We start from the raw sequence: 17748 nt of genomic DNA on the forward strand, positions 1-17748 counted from the left end.
CGTCACCAGTAGTACCAGTAACACCAGTAGCCCCAGTAGGCCCAGTAGCCCCAGTAACGCCAGTAGCGCCAGTAGCGCCAGTAGTACCAGTTACACCTGTGGCTCCAGTAGCCCCAGTAGCCCCAGTAACGCCAGTAGCGCCAGTAGTACCAGTTACACCTGTGGCTCCAGTAGCACCCGTTGTGCCTGTAACACCAGTAGACCCTGTAGTACCCGTAACACCAGTAGCGCCAGTAGAGCCTGTACTGCCAGTAGGACCCGTAACTCCTCCTGTTGGTCCAGTGGGTTTAACTGGCCAAATTGGGCATCTTTGAACTGGGCCATTATTACAACAACAAGGATGTGAAAGACATTTGCCACAAATATTATTTATATTAAAATCCTGAAATTTCATTTTCTCACCTCCTCTCTCAAATAGCGTATTCACATAGATGATAGAGAAAATGGATGATTAACTATTTGTTATCTCTAAATATGCAAATAAGGATATTAGTACTTCCATATATATCATGGAAGAGTTATTTTACTTTCTTACTTCTCAAGTAAAAGCTGGAAGAGTGGATATAACAGTAATAATTATTGAAAGATCACCCTAAATAAAAAAGTTAGATGAAAGTACTGAAGTATTTTAAAATAAGAGGAATTATGGGATACAAAAGTGATAATAGTGAAGCACTTTATGTATTGATGATAATTTAGTAATCAAGAAGCAAGAATGATAGTGGAAAAGGTCATTTTAAAAGCAATACAAATGTTGGTAAGCGATGAACTAGGCTATGCATATATAGCGAGATGCACGTAAAAAGATGACTCAGCGAAGCTGAAGCCATCTCATCAGTAATTTGTATTGTTTCTCGTGTTTTTTAATTTTTGAAGACAGTTGGGATTCCTAACTATCCTTTTTTAAAATACGCTCAAAATAGTTTTTGTTATATAAAATTTTCTCGTCATTTGGTAAGAAAGTTCTTGCTAATTCATTGTGGGCATTCGCTAGTTCGTATTGCTGTAATCGATCATAGAGGACGCATAATTGTAAATGCGGTAACCAGGAGGTGAAGGTTATATCTTGAAAGGGTGCATTTGGTTTTTGTATGATTACAAGCGCTTGTTCATACCAAAAAATTGCTTCGTAATTTTTTGCTTGTTCCATAAAATGATAGCCCAATCTACAGCATGCTTCTGGACGGGGGATGTCGTATTCAAAACTCCTCAAGATGGACGTTAGGTTATTTTCCTTGTCATTTAAAATAGAGTAACAATCTGCTAACTTAAAGCAGGCGCGAATATTATCTTCAACCCATCCCAATTTAGACGTTAAAAATTGCTCATAGTAAAATATTGCATCCTCATTAAAATCATGATCCATTAACTCGTTGGCGTAATAGAAAGTATCACGTGGTGATAGAGATTCTCCGGATTGAACAAGTTGTCTATAAATACTAATATTCCGAGTGTGATCATGACTGAGAGGTAAATGGCTTACTGCAACATCACTGTCATACAGTATCCCGTCAACTTCTAAATATTCGTGTACGGCACCAATCCATTGAAATTGTTTATCTTTCCTGACTAAACGATATCTTTTTAATAGGGAGCTTACGTTTCCCTCATCATCAAAACTCAAATTATAGTTCATAGAGACTGCATCACTATCAGCGGGAAAAGATTCTTTTAGTGCTTTGAATTTTTTTTGATCTTCAGCTGTGAAAACATCATCTGCATCTAACCACAGAATGAATTCCTGAGTTGCTTGCTGAAATGAATAGTTTCGAGCAGCAGCAAAGTGCTGAATCCATTCAAAATCAAAAATACGATCCGTGAACTGTTCGACAATTTGTTTTGTCTTGTCGGTGGAGCCAGTATCTACTATATTAATCTCATCTACTAAATCCTTTACCGATTCTAGGCATCTGCCAATGACATCTTCCTCATTTTTTACAATCATACATAAACTAATGGTCACCATTTTGTGATTCCTCCTTGCAATAATCTTTGTAGTATATGTGCATTTAGATTTTTTGCTTAGATATGTGCTTGTTCTATACTGTGCCACATAAAAATTTGTAAGATCTGCTGGTTATGTTTGTCATAAATTTATCTTTCAAGTTTCACGTGGATTTCACAATTGTGAAGTATAGTAAAGGGCAGAGGTGATGACGTTGAAAAAATGGGCGTTCTTCATTTTTTCTTTAGTGCAAATTGTATGGCTAGCGGGCTGTTCGGAAAAATCGTTTGATCCGATTGAACGTGAAAGGAACTTTATTGCGTCATTAAATATACAGGAACCATCATTAGATTTTATAGATGAACAGGGTAATGTCATTGCGACTTGGTCATTTGAAAAAGCCTATTCTGGGGCGTTATTGCTTGGAGATGATCGTGTGTTACTATATGGTCATCAGCTAGACAAAATAGATGTCTATACATTATCGACTGGGAAAAAGCTCTATTCAAAAAAGGTGAAGATTGGTACGACAAATGTCTATTATGCTAAAAATGTGAACCAGTTTTTTATTACGAATAGCAAAACGAATACTGTGACAAGCTTTGATGAAGAAGGAAATGAGCTTGCATCACAGCAGCTTGGTAATTATCCAATGTCGATGGCTTCTTATAAGGACCAGCTATATGTCGTCAACTATAAAGATACGAAACTCTCGGTGTTAGCAATCCAGGATTTATCGGTGAAGCAAGAATGGCCAATTGAAAAATCCTCACATGGCATAGCCATTGTTGAAGAAACAAATGAGCTATGGATCGGTGGACATGGAGAAGGCAGTAAGCCAAATAGTTCAGTGAAGCGGTATGATTTAACAACGGGTGCAGTGCAAGGGGTAATTGAGATGCCTTTAATGCCTGTCGGATTAACAAAGACAGAGGACAATGTATTGGTTGTTAGTCATGGACACAATGAATTATATGTAACCGATTTCGATGGGAATGTGAAATGGCAACAAGAGGTTGGCGCAAACCCTTTTGTCGTGAATCAGTTTAACGACTACATTGTTGTCGCTGGTTACGACGACCATACTTTATACTTTATAAAAAAGGGTCAGATTCAAAAAACAGTTGATGTCGGGAAAGGTGCATTTCAACTGTTAGTAAGGGAGGAAAAATTGTGACTACCGTATTAATTGTTGATGATGAGCAAGATATGCGAAATTTGATTGAGATGATGCTAGGTAATTCTAAATTTGAGACCTTTACAGCCTCAAGTGGTACAGAAGCCTATGATATTATCGTGCGCGAACAAATCGATTTGGTACTACTTGATGTAATGATGCCACATGAGGATGGCTTTGTTGTATGTCAAAGTATTCGTGCAATGTCGGATGTTCCGGTTATTTTCCTTACTGCACGAGATGCGAATGAGGACAAGGTAAGAGGGCTTACACTTGGTGGCGATGACTATATTGTAAAGCCATTTACAAATGACGAGCTTGTAGCACGAATGCATGCGGTGCTGAGAAGAAGTGGTACAAATATTGCAGATTTACAACAGAAAAATATTATGTTTGGGTCCATTAAACTTGATGAAATTGCACGTAAAGTATCGGTAAATGGTCAAGCAATTCCCCTCACATTAAAGGAATTTGAATTATTGCATTTATTTATGAAAAATCCAGGAAATGCGTATTCTCGGGAGCAATTGCTTGAGCGTATTTGGGATATTGATTATGTAGGGGGGACACGAACAGTTGATACCCATATTAAAACCTTACGCTTAAAGCTTGGAAAGGAAACAGCGGGGCATATTCAAACCGTCTGGGGAGTCGGCTACCGTTTTGATCCGGGCGAATGAAAAAGATTTCTACACGCATATGGTTATTAATTTTTGCATTTTTAATCATCACAGTTGTTTTTATGTATGTGCTGACTGATTTTTTATATGAGCAGCTATATGTGGAAGACACAGAAAGTACGATGATTGAGGTGGGTACCAAGTTACAAACCATGTATACAAGTGGGAAGGTAACAGATGAATTTATAGCGGATATTGAACATTACAATGATTATTCCAACTTAAATATATTCGCTGTGCGAAATCCACGTGAGCTTAGTGCTTGTGTACCATTTGATATTGATTATGAAACACTAATCGGTGCAGAAGAACGTCAACAATTACTGGCAGGCGAGTATGTGCAAAAGATTGGTTATGAGCCAAGGTTCGATCGTCAACTTATTTCAGTTGTCTTACCCCTAGTAGATCAAAATAGATTAGAGGGCATTATTTATATTTACTTTCCATTAGCGAAAATTAGTGAACTAGCTAGTCAAGAGGTGGTCCTACTATTTGTCAGCGCCTTAATCTTTTTGATCGTTATCAGCTTCTTTGTCTATAAGGGTTTGAGACATATTATGCGTCCATTAAGTGAACTGCAAACAGCTGTCGAACAGATGTCGTACGGTAATTATGAAACACGAGTACCGGTTAATTCAAGTGATGAAATTGGCAAACTATCAAGTACTTTTAATGACATGGCAGAAGCGATACAACGCGAAGATGAGGTGCAAAAAACTTTTTTAGCAACGGTTTCACATGAATTGCGTACACCGATTAGTTATGTGAAAGGGTATAGTGAAGCGATGCAAAATGGAATTATTGCAGACGCACAAAAAGAAGAAACAATTCAGCTGATCGTGCGTGAAGCAAATCGTATGGAACGATTAACAAATGAACTTCTGCAGCTTGCACGAATGGAAAATGAACAAAAAGAAATTATTTTATATCCAATCCCTTTAGCAGAAACTTTACGTGAAGTACAGCAAATTTTGATTTATCAAGCACAAAAAAAGGATATTACATTACAACTTACAGCGGATGATTCATTGATTGTTAAAGCAGATGAAGTGAAGCTTAAGCAAATTTTTATAAATATTATTGAAAATGCCATCAATTATTCGCATGAACAATCGAAGGTTGAAATCACAGCAGTTGAAAATAATGAATTCGCTCACATTACAATCAAGGACTATGGTATTGGAATTCCACAGGCAGATTTATCTCATGTCACAGAGCGTTTTTATCGTGTGAACAAAGCACGGAGTCGTGTAGATGGGGGTAGTGGACTCGGCTTGTCAATTGTCGAACAGTTATTAAAGCAACTGCACGGAACAATAGAGATTAAAAGTGAAGTAGAAAAAGGTACAAAGATCAAAATTAAGATACCATTAATGGAGGAATAGAAGATGAAGAAATGGTTGTTTGCATTAATAGCGGTACCGGCATTACTAGTGGGGTGTGGGGATAAGGAAGAACCAACAACATTGAAGGAACCAGAAATGCCTGCAATGTTGGAAGTTGAAATTTTAACGCCTAAAGAAGTCGCAATAAATGAACCAATTGAATTGGCGGCTCATGTTGAACAAGGCGGAGAAAATATTGATGATGCAATCGTAGAATTTGAAGTTTGGGAATCAGGTAAGCGTGATGAAGGGCAAATGATTGAGGGAACCTTAGAGAAAGATGGAGTCTACAAGGCAACAACAACATTTGACCATGACAGTGTATATTATATGTTTGCGCATACAACGGCTAATGGCATACATAATATGCCGAAGCAACAAATTACTGCTGGTACACCTGATATGTCACAGATAGTACCAGAGGATGAAAAAGCAAATAATAACATGATGGAACATGGCAATGATACATCGGATGATGCAGAGCATGGTGACGATGAAAAAAATGAAAAAAATCATCATTAAATGCTTGCATTATTTTTAAAATAAGAATATGATAATGACCAGATGACCGAAATGGTTTTCTGGTCACTTTAATTTCCATGTACAAAAGATGTATATAACCCAACAGGAAAGGATGTCACAAATGGATCGTAGGCAGGAAATTCTTGAAGCAGCTGCAAAATCCTTTACGTTGTTTGGCTATAAAGCAACAACAATGGAGCAAGTAGCGAAAATTGCGAATGTCGGTAAAGGAACGATTTATACATTCTTTGCGAATAAAGAGATTTTATTTCAAGAGATTGCTATGTCACTTGTACAAGAGATGAAGGCAGAAGCGGATGCGGTGTTGGATTCATCAGTAAGCTTTATGGACAATGCGCATAATGCTTTAATGAAAATGCTTCAGTTCCGTGAAAAACATCTTTTATTTGCGAAGTTAATAGAGGAAGAGAAAGAGTTACGCACTCCAGCAGTTAAACAAGTGTTAATTCGCATCGAATCCGAAATATTATCATACGTAGCAGCTTTAATTCAAAGACGTATTGATAAAGGTGAGATACGAGATTGTGATGCCGAATTAGTAAGCTATCTGTTGTTAAAGGCGTATTTGGCGTTTATTGTTGACTGGCATGAGTTACATGACGACAAAATCCCGGAGGAAAAGATACTGAATCTTTTCAAGGAAACAATTTTCCGAGGACTAATTCTTTAAGAAAGAATCTACAAATTTTGCATACTGTGAGGTTTGAGATTTTTTTTGCAGGAAATTGACCAAATGACGTTTTCGGTCAAAAAGTATAGGAGTGAGAAAAAACATGATTAAAGCTGAATGGCTGAAAATCTTTAAAACAAGAAAAATGCTTGTTTCGATTATCGCTGTATTATTCATCCCTGTCATGTATGCAGGAATGTTTTTATGGGCGTTTTGGGATCCGTATGCAGGCTTACCTAATTTACCAGTAGCAATCGTCAATGAAGATACTGGTGCTGAAATGGATGGAGTTAAGTTAGATTTAGGGGATACCTTAGTCGATAAGCTTGTCGATAGTGAGCAATTTAACTTTATCGAAGTATCAAAAGAAGAAGCAGAAAAGGGTTTAAATGGTCGTGACTATTACATGATCCTTGAACTCCCAACAAATTTTTCTGAGCATGCAACAACATTATTAGATAACAAACCTTCTAAACTAGTAATTAACTATATTCCTAATGAAGGCTTAAACTTCCTTGGTGCACAAATTGGTGAAACGGCAATGGATCGTGTACGTGCGGAAGTAAATTCACAAGTTTCTGCTACATATGCAGAAAAATTATTTGATTCTATTGCAACGTTAGGCGATGGCTTTACAGAAGCAGCAGATGGTTCCGTTAAATTAGATGAAGGTGCGAAAAAAGTAGCGAATGGTGCCAAAGATTTAAAAGGCTATCTGGAGCAACTAGCATCAAGTACAATCGAACTTTCTAATGGTACAGACAAAATTACACAAGGTGCTGGTCAAGCAGCTACTGGTGCTACTGAATTATCAACAGGTCTTGTGAAATTACAAGATGGTACAGTACAGCTACAAAAAGGTGCACAACAGGCGGCAACGGGTGCAACGAATCTTGAACAAGGTCTATCACAATACACACAAGGTGTAGCAAAGGTAGAAGCAGGTCTAACAACGTTAAATGAAAAACAACAACAAATCATCACTGGTGCAGCATCTGTTGCTGAGAGTGCAGGTACATTAAACGGTGCAGCTAATCAGTTAACAACGGGCTCAGCAAAAGTAGAAGCAGGTCTCACGGCTTTAACTGCTCAATTACAAAGTGCTATTGCTTCAATGCCAGAAGAGCAAGCGGCTGCATTAAAACAAACACTTGCAGAGTTACAAGCTGGTAGTGCCAATGTGCATAACGGCTTAAATTCTTTAGCAAGCGGTACAGAAAAATTACAGGCAGGTGCGAACCAAGTAAATTCTGGTGCAACACAAATTGCAGCAGGTCAAGCAGATGTCTTAGCAGGTGCCAATTCATTATCAGCAAAAAGTAATGCATTAATAGCAGGTGCCAAAAATTTACAGGCTGGTAACGCAACACTTGCCAATAAACTAGGTGAACTAAATGCTGGCGTAAATACAGCGGTGTCTGGTTCCAAAACATTGGCATCTGGTTTAAATGAATTAGCAAATGGTACAACAACATTGAAAGAAGGTACAACAACGCTTGCGTCCAAATCTGGGGAGTTAGCAGATGGTTCTTCGACATTAGCTGAAGGCTCAACTGAACTTGCTGATGGTACTGCCACATTATCAAGTAAATTAGGCGAAGCAAGTGAAAAAGCAAATGAAGTACATGCTAATGACGACACATATGATATGGTCGGTAGCCCAGTAGAGGTTGATAAAGAATCTGTTAACCATGTACCGAACTATGGTACAGGATTCTCTCCTTACTTTATCTCACTTGGTTTATTCGTTGGTGCATTACTAATTTCAATTGTGTTCCCACTTGTTGAACCAGCAATTCGTCCGAAAAACGGCGTATCATGGTTTACAAGTAAAGTGACTGTATTAGCAGTCGTTGGATTGATTCAATCTTTATTAACAGTTGGTATTGTAAAATGGGGCTTAGGTCTTGAAGTGCAAAACTTAGGATATTTCATACTTTCAGCGCTATTAACAAGCTTTGTTTACCTAGGTTTAATTCAAATGCTTGTTTCCATTTTCGGTGATCCAGGACGATTCATGGCAATTGTTGTATTAATTTTACAACTTACAACAAGTGCAGGTACATTCCCACTTGAATTGATTCCAGAACCACTACAAATATTTAATAAATTATTACCGATGACTTATTCAGTTCAGGCATTCAAGGCAAGTATATCCACTGGTGATATGACTTACTTATGGCAAAACTATGGTATGTTATTTGGATATATGGCTGTTTTCTTAGCCATTACTTTCGGTTATTTCATGCTATTACACACAAGACGTTACTCAAAAGTAGCCGAAGAGAAATAAAAATAGAGTTATTGCACTCACCATGATTATGGGAGGGCACTGAAAAAGTCCATAAAATGAATTTTAGCCATGGCGGAAACGATTAATCGTTTCTGCCATGGCTTTTCTGCGATGCCGTTGATTGCCGTTTCGGCGGACACTTTCCTGGGAGCCAAAACCTTGAGCCTCCTCGTCGCGAACGCTCCTGCGGGGTCCCAAGCTGTTCGCTAGTCCTCCAAGGCGTAGCCGCCTACACGCCAATCAACTAATATTATCGTTTCTCTGAGTTTTTCATTCTTTCCGATTCAACCTAACCCTTTAATGAAAGGACTAATGCAAGGTGGTGCTGTCCATGATTTCCAAACAAGATACATTCACGCTAAGCCCTTATATGACGCTTTACGACTTAATTGTGCCTAAAGAGAATATGCTGCGTCAAATCAAGGTGTTGCTTTGAAATAAAGTTTGACCGAAAATACCTCACCAACCAGTATTTTACGATAAAAAGAATCCATACAAAAAAACAGCATCTGATATGAGCGTATCAGCTGCTGTTTCGTAAGTGTAAGAGATTTAATTAAGGGTTCATCAAAAATATGATGAGTGATGTCATAATTATTACGTGTGGGGCACGTATATGACTATTACAGAATAGGCAAATGCTTATAGGCAGTTACATTTTTCACAAGTGTTGCTGTAGCATTCGCTTTGTTCTTCGATTTTTTCACCACATTCAGTGCATTGCTTTGCGGGTAAATTCTTGAAAAATTCAACTACGTTTTCTAACATTGTGGACTCCTCCTTTAAGTTCATCTGTACTATTACTGTTTTGATATTTCTAAGTGTATTATAACAGAAGCGTTTCGTCAACACAAAATGCTTAATTTACGTTAAAATAAATATGGATATTTTGTGAAGGAGGAAACGCGATATGATTTTCGTTGACAATAAAGGGATTCATGACCCACGCATTAACCTTGCGATTGAGGAGTATTTATTAAAGACGATGGACATTGAAAAGGAACCAGTGCTGCTATTTTACATAAATCAGCCGTCCATCATTATTGGAAAAAATCAAAATACAATTGAAGAAATTAATACAGATTATGTGGAGGAGAATGGCATCATTGTGGTTCGCCGTCTTTCAGGTGGTGGTGCTGTGTATCATGATCTTGGCAACCTAAACTTCAGTTTTATTACGAAAGATGATGGCGATAGCTTTATGAATTATAAAAAATTCACACAGCCAGTTGTTGATGCACTTGCAAAATTAGGTGTCACTTCAGAATTATCGGGTCGCAATGATATTTTAGCAGAAGGACGCAAAGTATCTGGAAACGCGCAGTTTTCTACAAAAGGTCGTATGTTTAGTCATGGAACATTAATGTTTGATACAGAAATTGACGCTGTGGTTTCTGCGTTAAAAGTTAAAAAAGATAAAATTGAATCAAAGGGCATTAAATCGATTCGCTCACGTGTAGCAAATATTTCTGAGTTCTTAAAAGAACAGATGACAGTTGAGGAATTCCGATTAGAGATCTTAAAATCCATCTTCGGTGGTGAAGAGAATATTCGCTATTATGAGCTGACAGAGGAAGATTGGACGAATATCCATAAATTATCAGCAGAACGATATCAAACGTGGGACTGGAATTACGGGAAATCTCCACGCTTTAATATTCAAAAAACACATCGTTTCCCAACAGGGGGCATCGACATTCGCTTAGACGTGAATCACGGTATTATTGAAGAAGTACATATTTTTGGTGATTTCTTCGGTGTAGGTGATATGGTAGATGTTGAGCAACGCTTAGTTGGTACAAACTATAATCGGACAGCTATTGCTGAAGCGTTAGCAGACATTGACATTCCAAAATACTTTGGTGGTGTCACAACAGAAGAGTTTTTACAATTAATTTATTAAGAAAAGCTACAAAGGGCGTTGACTAACGCCCTTACCTCAAAAATATTTTATAGCTATAGCTGTAGACTTTCGTTCCAAAAAGTATGTGGCTGACAGCTACCATCTTTCAGTGTAGAAATTTGAGGCGAGTCCACATTTTCCTCCTGGTAGAAATATGTAGCAGTCACATGACAGACGCAACAGAAAAAAGGTTCGTCGGCAATTATGTCGACGAACCTTTTTTTGGTACAATATATAGAGAGAAAGGAGTGTGGATATGGAGAAGCATCGGATATTTATTGTCGAGGATGATGTAAAGATTGCATCATTGCTTGCAGAAACACTTAGAAAATATCAATACGAAGTTGAAACAATCCAGGAATTTGATCATCTCATTGAAGAGTTTACGGCTTTTAATCCACATATGGTATTGCTTGATATAAATTTACCAGCATATGATGGCTACTATTGGTGTCGTCAGTTGCGTCAATATACAACTTGTCCGATCATTTTCATTTCGGCGCGTTCTGGCGAAATGGACCAAATTTTTGCGCTTGAAAATGGCGGTGATGATTTTATTACAAAGCCATTCAATTATGAAATTGTATTAGCTAAAATCCGAAGTCACTTGCGCCGTACATATGGTGAATATGCTGTAAGACAAGAAGAACGGACGATAAAACAAGGGCAGCTTGTATTACATTTGGAACGTATGGAGCTGCATAAAAATGATTTAGAAATTCCATTACAAAAGAAAGAGTGTATCATTCTAGAGCTTTTAATGGGACAGGCACCAAAAGTAGTAACACGTGAACTATTGCTGGAGGAGCTTTGGGACGATCAGGCGTTTGTAGATGAAAATACATTGAATGTAAATATGACGCGAGTACGTAAAAAATTAGCTGATTATCATATTTTGTCTACGATAGAAACAGTTCGTGGTGCTGGATACCGCTTCATTTTAAGCGCGGGTGAGCTGTAATGGGTTGGAAATTATTTTTGCGAGATTATGCCTCGTTTTTTATCTTTCAGCTCCTATTAGTTGGTTTTATTATGGTGTTGTACTGGCTAGATGGCTTTCGAAACGTCGATACTGCTATATATTCTGTCAGTATTAGTTTGGTGTTGTTGTGCTCGTTTTTACTTGTTCGCTATTTAATGCGGCAAAGTTATTTGATGAAAATATCGCAACTTCCAAAGACAATGGAAGATGGTCTTCAAAAAAATGCCAAAACGCCTGAGGCTGTGCAGACGGAAAAATATATGCATGAACTCTATCGATTGTATCAGCATGAACTTCATTCGTTGTATGCAAGTCAAAAGCGACACGATCAGTTTATGAATCAATGGGTGCATCAAATGAAAACACCCATTTCTGTTATTGAATTGTTATTGCAAGATGACCGCCCACTAGACAAAAAGAATGTGCAAGAGGAAATTGATCGTTTGCGCATAGGCTTGGACATGGTACTTGTCAATGCAAGATTGGAAAACTTTGAAGAGGACATGCAAGTAGAACAGATTGCTTTAAAAACAATTGTCACTGCAACTGTTAATGAGAATAAACGTTTATTTATTACGAAACGAGTTTTTCCTGAAATTCATATTGAGGATGACATCATTGTAGCGAGCGATTCTAAATGGCTTCGTTTTATTATCGGACAATTCGTAACAAATGCGGTGAAGTATACATTTGAGGCTAATAAAAAAATAGTGATTTCTGCCATAAAAAAAGATGAATACATTCAGCTAGCAATCTGTGATGAGGGCATTGGTATTCCTGCTTCCGATCTATCTCGTGTGACAAAAGCCTTTTTTACTGGTGAAAACGGACGTAAGACTGGGGAATCGACAGGGATGGGCTTATATTTAGCCAATGAAATATGCGAAAAGCTCGGTCATGAGCTAGACATTACGTCCGAAGTAGGAAAAGGTACGATTATTACAGTCACATTTACCAATAAGGGGGAGCAAGAATGAAAGAAGTACGCATGGAAGATTGGTTATTAAATATTGAAGTTGAAAAAACCGCAGCTATGTACGAAGATGTTACAGAAGTTTGTGATTGTCAATATTGTGAAAATTTTCGTAAGGCAAGTCTTTCACTTGATGAAGAGGTGCTACATTTTTGTCATGTGCTTGGTTTAGATTTACATAAGCCAAGTGCCATTAATGCCTTTCCCGTAGAAGGGGAGCAAGTGATGTATAGTGGTCACTATACGATTTGTGGTGAAATTATTGCTGGCGAACTTGAAGCCTGGGATAAAGTCGTTGGAGCGCATTGTTTTAGTCTCATCGAAGAGAATGACCAAAAGCCAAAATTAGGTACAGAGCCGCATATTCATATAGGCTTTGAAGTTGTATTGCAATGGCAATTACCGGAGTCTATAGAATTAATCGAGAAATAAGGTGAATAAGGTATGCCTATTTTACAAATAAAAGATGTTACAAAGGTGTATGAGGGGAAGGTAACTCATCGTGCGCTAAATCAATTAGACTTTGAAGTTGAGAATGGTGAGTTTTTAGCAGTAATGGGGCCATCAGGAAGTGGGAAAACCACATTATTAAATATTGTCTCTACTATTGATGAACCAACAAGTGGAGAAATAATTTTAGATGGTATGAATCCCCATAAGTTAAACGCAACAGAACTCGCATATTTTAGACGGCGTCAACTTGGATTTATTTTCCAAGACTTTAATCTATTGCACATGCTGACAGTGGAAGAAAATATTGTGTTACCGTTGACACTGGATCAGCAACCATTAGAGGTAATGGAGGAGCGGCTTGCAAGTATTGTGGAAAAGCTTGACCTGACTTCCTTCCTGCATAAACGACCGAATGAAATTTCAGGAGGACAGGCACAGAGAACAGCTATCGGCCGTGCACTTATCCACAATCCAAGCCTCATTTTAGCAGATGAGCCAACAGGGAATCTAGATTCTAACTCTTCCCGTGATGTACTTGAACTATTAACGAAGATTAATAAAGAGAAACAAACGACGATTGTGATGGTGACGCATGATCCAATTGCAGCAAGTTATTGTGACCGCGTGTTATTCATAAAGGACGGAGAGTTTTTCAACGAAATTTATAAGGATGATCGCCGTCAAATGTTTTTCCAACGAATATTAAATGTATTGAGCTTACTAGGAGGAGGGCAAGTAGGTGACCTTTCGACAATTCGCTTACCGTAATGTCGTGCGGAACAGCCGTATTTATGGTGCCTTTTTTATGGCAAGCTTTTTTTCGGTAGCCGTATTTTTTATCTATTCAATGCTCATGTTTCATCCAGATATTGAACGAGGAATTTTGGGAGAAGTATCGCTCATAGGGATGATTGGTGCAGAAATCGTACTCGTCCTCTTTACGTTATTCTTTTTATATTATTCCATGAGTGCCTTTTTAGAGGCAAGATCACATGAGTTTGCTATTTTATTGCACTTAGGTATGGAAAAGCGTCAGATGAATAAGCTGATCTTTTTGGAGACAATGATAATTGGTGCAGGCTCGATCATCGTGGGCATTATTTTTGGCTTTTCATTTTCCAAGTTTTTTTTCATGATTGTACGAGAAATTTTACATTTAGAGCAATTACCGCTCTATGTATCATGGGAGCCATTTTTACTTACTATTGGCGTTTTCACAAGTGCTTTTGTGGTAATTTCTTTTATTAGCGTGTACTTTTCACGAGAGAGAAAATTGCGTGATTTAATTAAAGGAGATGCTTATATAAATAGCACTTCTACCTTTTCAAAAGTTCGTGCGGTATATGGTGTAGCGTTAATCTTATCGACCTATGCACTGGCATTTATAGTCTCGCACACATCAATGATTGGTTTAACATTATTAATACCGTTCTCAGCAACCTTTGGCACATATTATTTTTTTAGTGATTCAGTACCATTCATTTTAGATTTAGCACGGGGCAAACGTAAATATCATTGGCAACGTTATCGCCTTTTGTCACTTGCAGAACAGACACACGTTATGATGGATAATGTAAAGATGTTCTTTGTCGTAACGATGGTGTCAACAATGGCGTTTTTATCTGTAGGGGTATTGGCCACGATGTCCTCGTATACAACTCAGTATGATCGATTAAATCCACTTGGGCTTATTTATAAGGGTGATGTAGATAATCCGTATGAAGGTAAGCATATTAATTCGCTCCGCCTACAATTAGAGGAGAAAGGCCTATCTTATCATTTATCACGCTTTGTAGTTGTCAAGCAAACTTCTTCATATACACATAATGAGGTCGAAGTTTTCCGTGAATCAGATATGAACGTTTTGCTCTCGTCCTTTAGTTATCCGATGCTTAATCTAGCATCAGGTGAAGCAGTCTTCATACCCTATTCGGAGGAGTCTTTGAAAAAACTTAAAAATAAAGTAGTTCATACAGTGTTAGAAGAGAACGCAATTTCTTTAACGATTGATAGTGTCTATCCTGAAATTGTGTTTCCAGGCTCAATTGTCAGCGTAAATTCCATCGTCATTAGCGATGAGGATTTTGTGAAACTTATTAAGCCCATTGTAGATCTAGGTATTGTGCAGCCAAGTTATCATCTATTTACATTTTATATTCCCCAATGGATGGAAACGAAGGAAATAGGCAAGGACATTGATGATTTAGCGACAACCGACTATTTTATTAAGAAGGATAAACATAGCCCATTTTATTTCGAAAATGCAGGATTAAATTATTCTTATATACTAGCTACTTACTCATTATTTACTCTGGTAGGTGTATTAGTGGCAACTGTATTTTTACTCGCGGCGGGTAGCTTCGTTTACTTTAAATTGCATACTTCTCTTGAACGAGAAAAGCGTAAATTTGATGTGTTAAAGCGAATGGGGTTAACGGATACAGAGCTGAAAAAACTTGTCAATCGCCATTTATTTCCCCAATTTTTCTTGCCATGGGGTGTTGCAATGATGCACAGTGCTTTTGCTTTTCTTATGGTTCAGAGGATATTAAAGGACATTGCCAATATTTCTATTGTTAAAGAAGTTTTCTTTGCATTCGGTTTTTTTGTATTAATACAAGTTGTTTATTTTTATTTAATTCGTTGGCGATATATCTCACATATCCGTTCTTGAAAAATACGCCTGAAAGAGAAGAAAGTGAATTTTTTAACGCAAAATACGACATGAAATAAAAAGATTCATTGTCTTTTTGATACATTTCTTATATAATATTAATGAATAACGATTCATTTTATACGATAAGGGGATGGTGTAATTGAATTTAGTTTCATGTGTTCGTCAGCAAGCAATCGAGCAGCCAGAAAAAGTCGCGTATCATTTTATGGGGAAAGATACATCTTATGGCGAGTTTGAAAACACAGTTAGTCGTTTTGCACAGGGGTTACAGGATTTAGGTGTACAAAAAGGGGATCATGTGGCATTTTTACTCGGCAATACGCCACATTATTTAATTGCTTTATATGCAACAATGCGTTTAGGCGCAACAGCAATTCCAATGAATCCAATCTACACGCCAGATGAAATTTCATATATTTTGCGTAATGGTGATGTAAAGGCTGTCATTGCACTCGATGCATTACTTCCATTAGTTGAAGTGGGTGTACAAGCCTTACCTCAAGTCGAAGTATTTATTATTTGTGAGACAGTGGCAGATACTGCTGAAAAGGTAGCTGCTTTATCAGATGCGGCCCAAGCTAAAACACATTTATTTACGCAAGTGATTGCCACTGCCTCAGGCTCTTTAGAACCAGTAGAAGTAGACGATGATGAAAATGCAATTATTTTATACACATCAGGTACAACAGGTAGTCCAAAAGGTGCGATGTTAACACATGGAAATGTCTACTCAAATGCACGTGATGTAGCGGATTACTTAGGCTACAAAGCAGATGATCGTATTATTGCAACATTACCGGTTTTCCATGTGTTTGCATTAACAGTTGTTGTAAATGCACCATTAATTGGCGGTGCAACGGTATTACTAGCACCACGATTTAGCCCGTCTGAAATCTTCGAATTAGTGAAGCAGCAAAAAGCGACTGTCTTTGCGGGAGTACCAACCATGTATAATTTCTTATATCAATTACCTGAAGGCAATCCAGAAGACTTTTCGACAATTCGTTTAGCAATTTCAGGTGGCTCATCATTACCTGTTGCACTGTTACATAATTTCGAGGAGAAATTTAGTGTACGTGTATCAGAAGGTTATGGCTTATCGGAAGCCTCACCTGTAACGTGTTTTAACCCTTTAGATCGTGATCGTAAAGCAGGTTCTATAGGTACCTCCATTACCAACGTTGAAAACAGAGTCGTCGATGCAAATGGACAAGAGGTACCTACTGGCGAAGTAGGCGAGCTAATCGTTCGAGGACCAAATGTCATGAAGGGTTATTACAAAATGCCTGAAGAAACAGCGAGGGCCATTCGCGATGGCTGGCTATACACAGGTGATTTAGCGAAAGTTGACGAAGAAGGCTATCTCTATATCGTTGATCGAAAAAAAGATATGATTATTGTTGGTGGCTTCAATGTTTATCCTAGAGAAGTAGAGGAAGTGCTTTTTGCACATAATAATATTGTTGAGGCAGCGGTTGTCGGTTTCCCAGATCCTAACTTTGGTGAGGCCGTTCATGCATACGTTGTGCTAAAGGAAGTAGCGGCAACTACGTCAGACGATATTTTAGCGTACTGCTCGAAACATATGGTGAAATACAAAGTGCCAAAAGTAATTGAGGTTATGGAAGAACTACCAAAAAATACGACAGGTAAAATTTTACGTCGCTCGTTAAAAGAAAAAGTATAGATTGTAAGTTTGGTGACAATGCTGTAGGTCAGCGAGTCAAGCAAGACCCCACCATTGCTTTAGCAACGTGGGATCTTGCGAAATGCGCGCAAAAAGGGCTCGAATTTTTTACATCAAAATTTTACTAGTATAATCCAGGGAAAAAATAGACAAAAGAGCTTTTTGATAGCTCTTTTTTTTATGTCGTAAAAGACATAAAGTGAAAATTAACCACGAATGTGCTTATTAAATTAGTTGAGCGCCTAGAACGGTAATGATAAAATCAGTCATGTGCAAAACTTCTACATACTTTAAAAGAGCATGTCATATAGTGAGGGGAGTAATAACACAAATAGAGGTAAACATCTGTTTATAGAACTGGAACCCTTTGATGCATAGCA

16 protein-coding genes and 1 pseudogene are annotated in these 17748 nt (G+C 37.8%); 13 read left to right on the forward strand and 4 right to left on the reverse strand.

Annotated features, from left to right (window positions below):
• A pseudogene (locus ACQKII_RS09180) lies at window positions 1–394 on the reverse strand (collagen-like protein); the annotation flags it as partial.
• A gap of 495 nt (window positions 395–889) precedes the next feature.
• On the reverse strand, window positions 890–1966 hold the full coding sequence (locus tag ACQKII_RS09185; RefSeq protein WP_427458485.1) for a glycosyltransferase: 1077 nt from the start codon (window positions 1964–1966) through the stop codon (window positions 890–892).
• Between the two features lie 187 nt (window positions 1967–2153).
• Here ACQKII_RS09185 and ACQKII_RS09190 point away from each other — a divergent pair, with 187 nt between their 5' ends.
• From ACQKII_RS09190 to ACQKII_RS09215, 6 genes are all read left to right on the forward strand, one after another.
• Window positions 2154–3122 (forward strand): YncE family protein, encoded by a 969-nt coding sequence (locus ACQKII_RS09190; RefSeq protein ID WP_427458489.1) that lies wholly within the window; start codon window positions 2154–2156, stop codon window positions 3120–3122.
• On the forward strand, window positions 3119–3802 hold the full coding sequence (locus tag ACQKII_RS09195; RefSeq protein ID WP_427458491.1) for a response regulator transcription factor: 684 nt from the start codon (window positions 3119–3121) through the stop codon (window positions 3800–3802). The genes ACQKII_RS09190 and ACQKII_RS09195 overlap by 4 nt, the downstream gene beginning before the upstream one ends.
• The gene (locus ACQKII_RS09200; RefSeq protein ID WP_427458493.1) at window positions 3799–5187 is read left to right on the forward strand and encodes a sensor histidine kinase; all 1389 of its coding nucleotides are present in this window, start codon (window positions 3799–3801) and stop codon (window positions 5185–5187) included. Before ACQKII_RS09195 ends, ACQKII_RS09200 begins: the two co-directional genes overlap by 4 nt.
• A 3-nt stretch (window positions 5188–5190) precedes the next feature.
• Complete coding sequence (locus ACQKII_RS09205) at window positions 5191–5709, forward strand: FixH family protein (RefSeq protein ID WP_427458495.1); 519 nt, start codon at window positions 5191–5193, stop codon at window positions 5707–5709.
• Between the two features lie 121 nt (window positions 5710–5830).
• Complete coding sequence (locus ACQKII_RS09210) at window positions 5831–6400, forward strand: TetR/AcrR family transcriptional regulator (protein ID WP_010857357.1); 570 nt, start codon at window positions 5831–5833, stop codon at window positions 6398–6400.
• 103 nt (window positions 6401–6503) lie between these two features.
• The gene (locus ACQKII_RS09215) at window positions 6504–8693 is read left to right on the forward strand and encodes a YhgE/Pip family protein (protein ID WP_427458497.1); all 2190 of its coding nucleotides are present in this window, start codon (window positions 6504–6506) and stop codon (window positions 8691–8693) included.
• A gap of 26 nt (window positions 8694–8719) precedes the next feature.
• On the opposite strand, the gene ACQKII_RS09220 is transcribed toward ACQKII_RS09215, so the two are convergent.
• Together ACQKII_RS09220 and yhfH are read right to left on the reverse strand one after the other, a co-directional pair.
• Window positions 8720–8848, reverse strand: a complete 129-nt coding sequence (locus tag ACQKII_RS09220) for a hypothetical protein (protein ID WP_427458499.1) — start codon at window positions 8846–8848, stop codon at window positions 8720–8722.
• Window positions 8849–9335: 487 nt separating this feature from the next.
• The gene (gene yhfH / locus ACQKII_RS09225; RefSeq protein ID WP_069514604.1) at window positions 9336–9461 is read right to left on the reverse strand and encodes a protein YhfH; all 126 of its coding nucleotides are present in this window, start codon (window positions 9459–9461) and stop codon (window positions 9336–9338) included.
• Between the two features lie 142 nt (window positions 9462–9603).
• Between yhfH and ACQKII_RS09230 the strand changes: the two genes are divergently transcribed.
• From ACQKII_RS09230 to ACQKII_RS09260, 7 genes are all read left to right on the forward strand, one after another.
• Window positions 9604–10596: a lipoate--protein ligase gene (locus ACQKII_RS09230; RefSeq protein ID WP_427458501.1), complete on the forward strand. Its 993-nt coding sequence runs from the start codon at window positions 9604–9606 to the stop codon at window positions 10594–10596.
• A 256-nt stretch (window positions 10597–10852) separates the two neighbouring features.
• Window positions 10853–11557: a response regulator gene (locus ACQKII_RS09235; protein ID WP_427458503.1), complete on the forward strand. Its 705-nt coding sequence runs from the start codon at window positions 10853–10855 to the stop codon at window positions 11555–11557.
• Window positions 11557–12555 (forward strand): sensor histidine kinase, encoded by a 999-nt coding sequence (locus tag ACQKII_RS09240; protein WP_427458505.1) that lies wholly within the window; start codon window positions 11557–11559, stop codon window positions 12553–12555. Before ACQKII_RS09235 ends, ACQKII_RS09240 begins: the two co-directional genes overlap by 1 nt.
• Complete coding sequence (locus ACQKII_RS09245; protein ID WP_427458507.1) at window positions 12552–12983, forward strand: hypothetical protein; 432 nt, start codon at window positions 12552–12554, stop codon at window positions 12981–12983. The genes ACQKII_RS09240 and ACQKII_RS09245 overlap by 4 nt, the downstream gene beginning before the upstream one ends.
• Window positions 12984–12995: 12 nt before the next feature.
• Complete coding sequence (locus ACQKII_RS09250; protein ID WP_143996104.1) at window positions 12996–13772, forward strand: ABC transporter ATP-binding protein; 777 nt, start codon at window positions 12996–12998, stop codon at window positions 13770–13772.
• A complete protein-coding gene (locus tag ACQKII_RS09255) occupies window positions 13744–15678 on the forward strand; it encodes an FtsX-like permease family protein (RefSeq protein WP_427458509.1) in 1935 nt (644 codons plus the stop codon). Before ACQKII_RS09250 ends, ACQKII_RS09255 begins: the two co-directional genes overlap by 29 nt.
• A 142-nt stretch (window positions 15679–15820) precedes the next feature.
• Window positions 15821–17368 (forward strand): fatty acid--CoA ligase family protein, encoded by a 1548-nt coding sequence (locus ACQKII_RS09260; RefSeq protein WP_427458511.1) that lies wholly within the window; start codon window positions 15821–15823, stop codon window positions 17366–17368.
• Window positions 17369–17748 lie beyond the last annotated feature (380 nt).

This window comes from Lysinibacillus sp. NPDC048646 (assembly GCF_050272295.1).
GTDB lineage: Bacteria > Bacillota > Bacilli > Bacillales_A > Planococcaceae > Lysinibacillus.

Bases quoted from the DNA above. Each gene is read 5' to 3' on its own strand.
- ACQKII_RS09185 (WP_427458485.1), bottom strand. From the start codon at position 1,966: ATGGTGACCATTAGTTTATGTATGATTGTAAAAAATGAGGAAGATGTC.
- ACQKII_RS09190 (WP_427458489.1), top strand. From the start codon at position 2,154: ATGACGTTGAAAAAATGGGCGTTCTTCATTTTTTCTTTAGTGCAAATT.
- ACQKII_RS09200 (WP_427458493.1), top strand. From the start codon at position 3,799: ATGAAAAAGATTTCTACACGCATATGGTTATTAATTTTTGCATTTTTA.
- ACQKII_RS09205 (WP_427458495.1), top strand. From the start codon at position 5,191: ATGAAGAAATGGTTGTTTGCATTAATAGCGGTACCGGCATTACTAGTG.
- ACQKII_RS09210 (WP_010857357.1), top strand. From the start codon at position 5,831: ATGGATCGTAGGCAGGAAATTCTTGAAGCAGCTGCAAAATCCTTTACG.
- ACQKII_RS09215 (WP_427458497.1), top strand. From the start codon at position 6,504: ATGATTAAAGCTGAATGGCTGAAAATCTTTAAAACAAGAAAAATGCTT.
- yhfH (WP_069514604.1), bottom strand. From the start codon at position 9,461: ATGTTAGAAAACGTAGTTGAATTTTTCAAGAATTTACCCGCAAAGCAA.
- ACQKII_RS09230 (WP_427458501.1), top strand. From the start codon at position 9,604: ATGATTTTCGTTGACAATAAAGGGATTCATGACCCACGCATTAACCTT.
- ACQKII_RS09235 (WP_427458503.1), top strand. From the start codon at position 10,853: ATGGAGAAGCATCGGATATTTATTGTCGAGGATGATGTAAAGATTGCA.
- ACQKII_RS09240 (WP_427458505.1), top strand. From the start codon at position 11,557: ATGGGTTGGAAATTATTTTTGCGAGATTATGCCTCGTTTTTTATCTTT.
- ACQKII_RS09245 (WP_427458507.1), top strand. From the start codon at position 12,552: ATGAAAGAAGTACGCATGGAAGATTGGTTATTAAATATTGAAGTTGAA.
- ACQKII_RS09250 (WP_143996104.1), top strand. From the start codon at position 12,996: ATGCCTATTTTACAAATAAAAGATGTTACAAAGGTGTATGAGGGGAAG.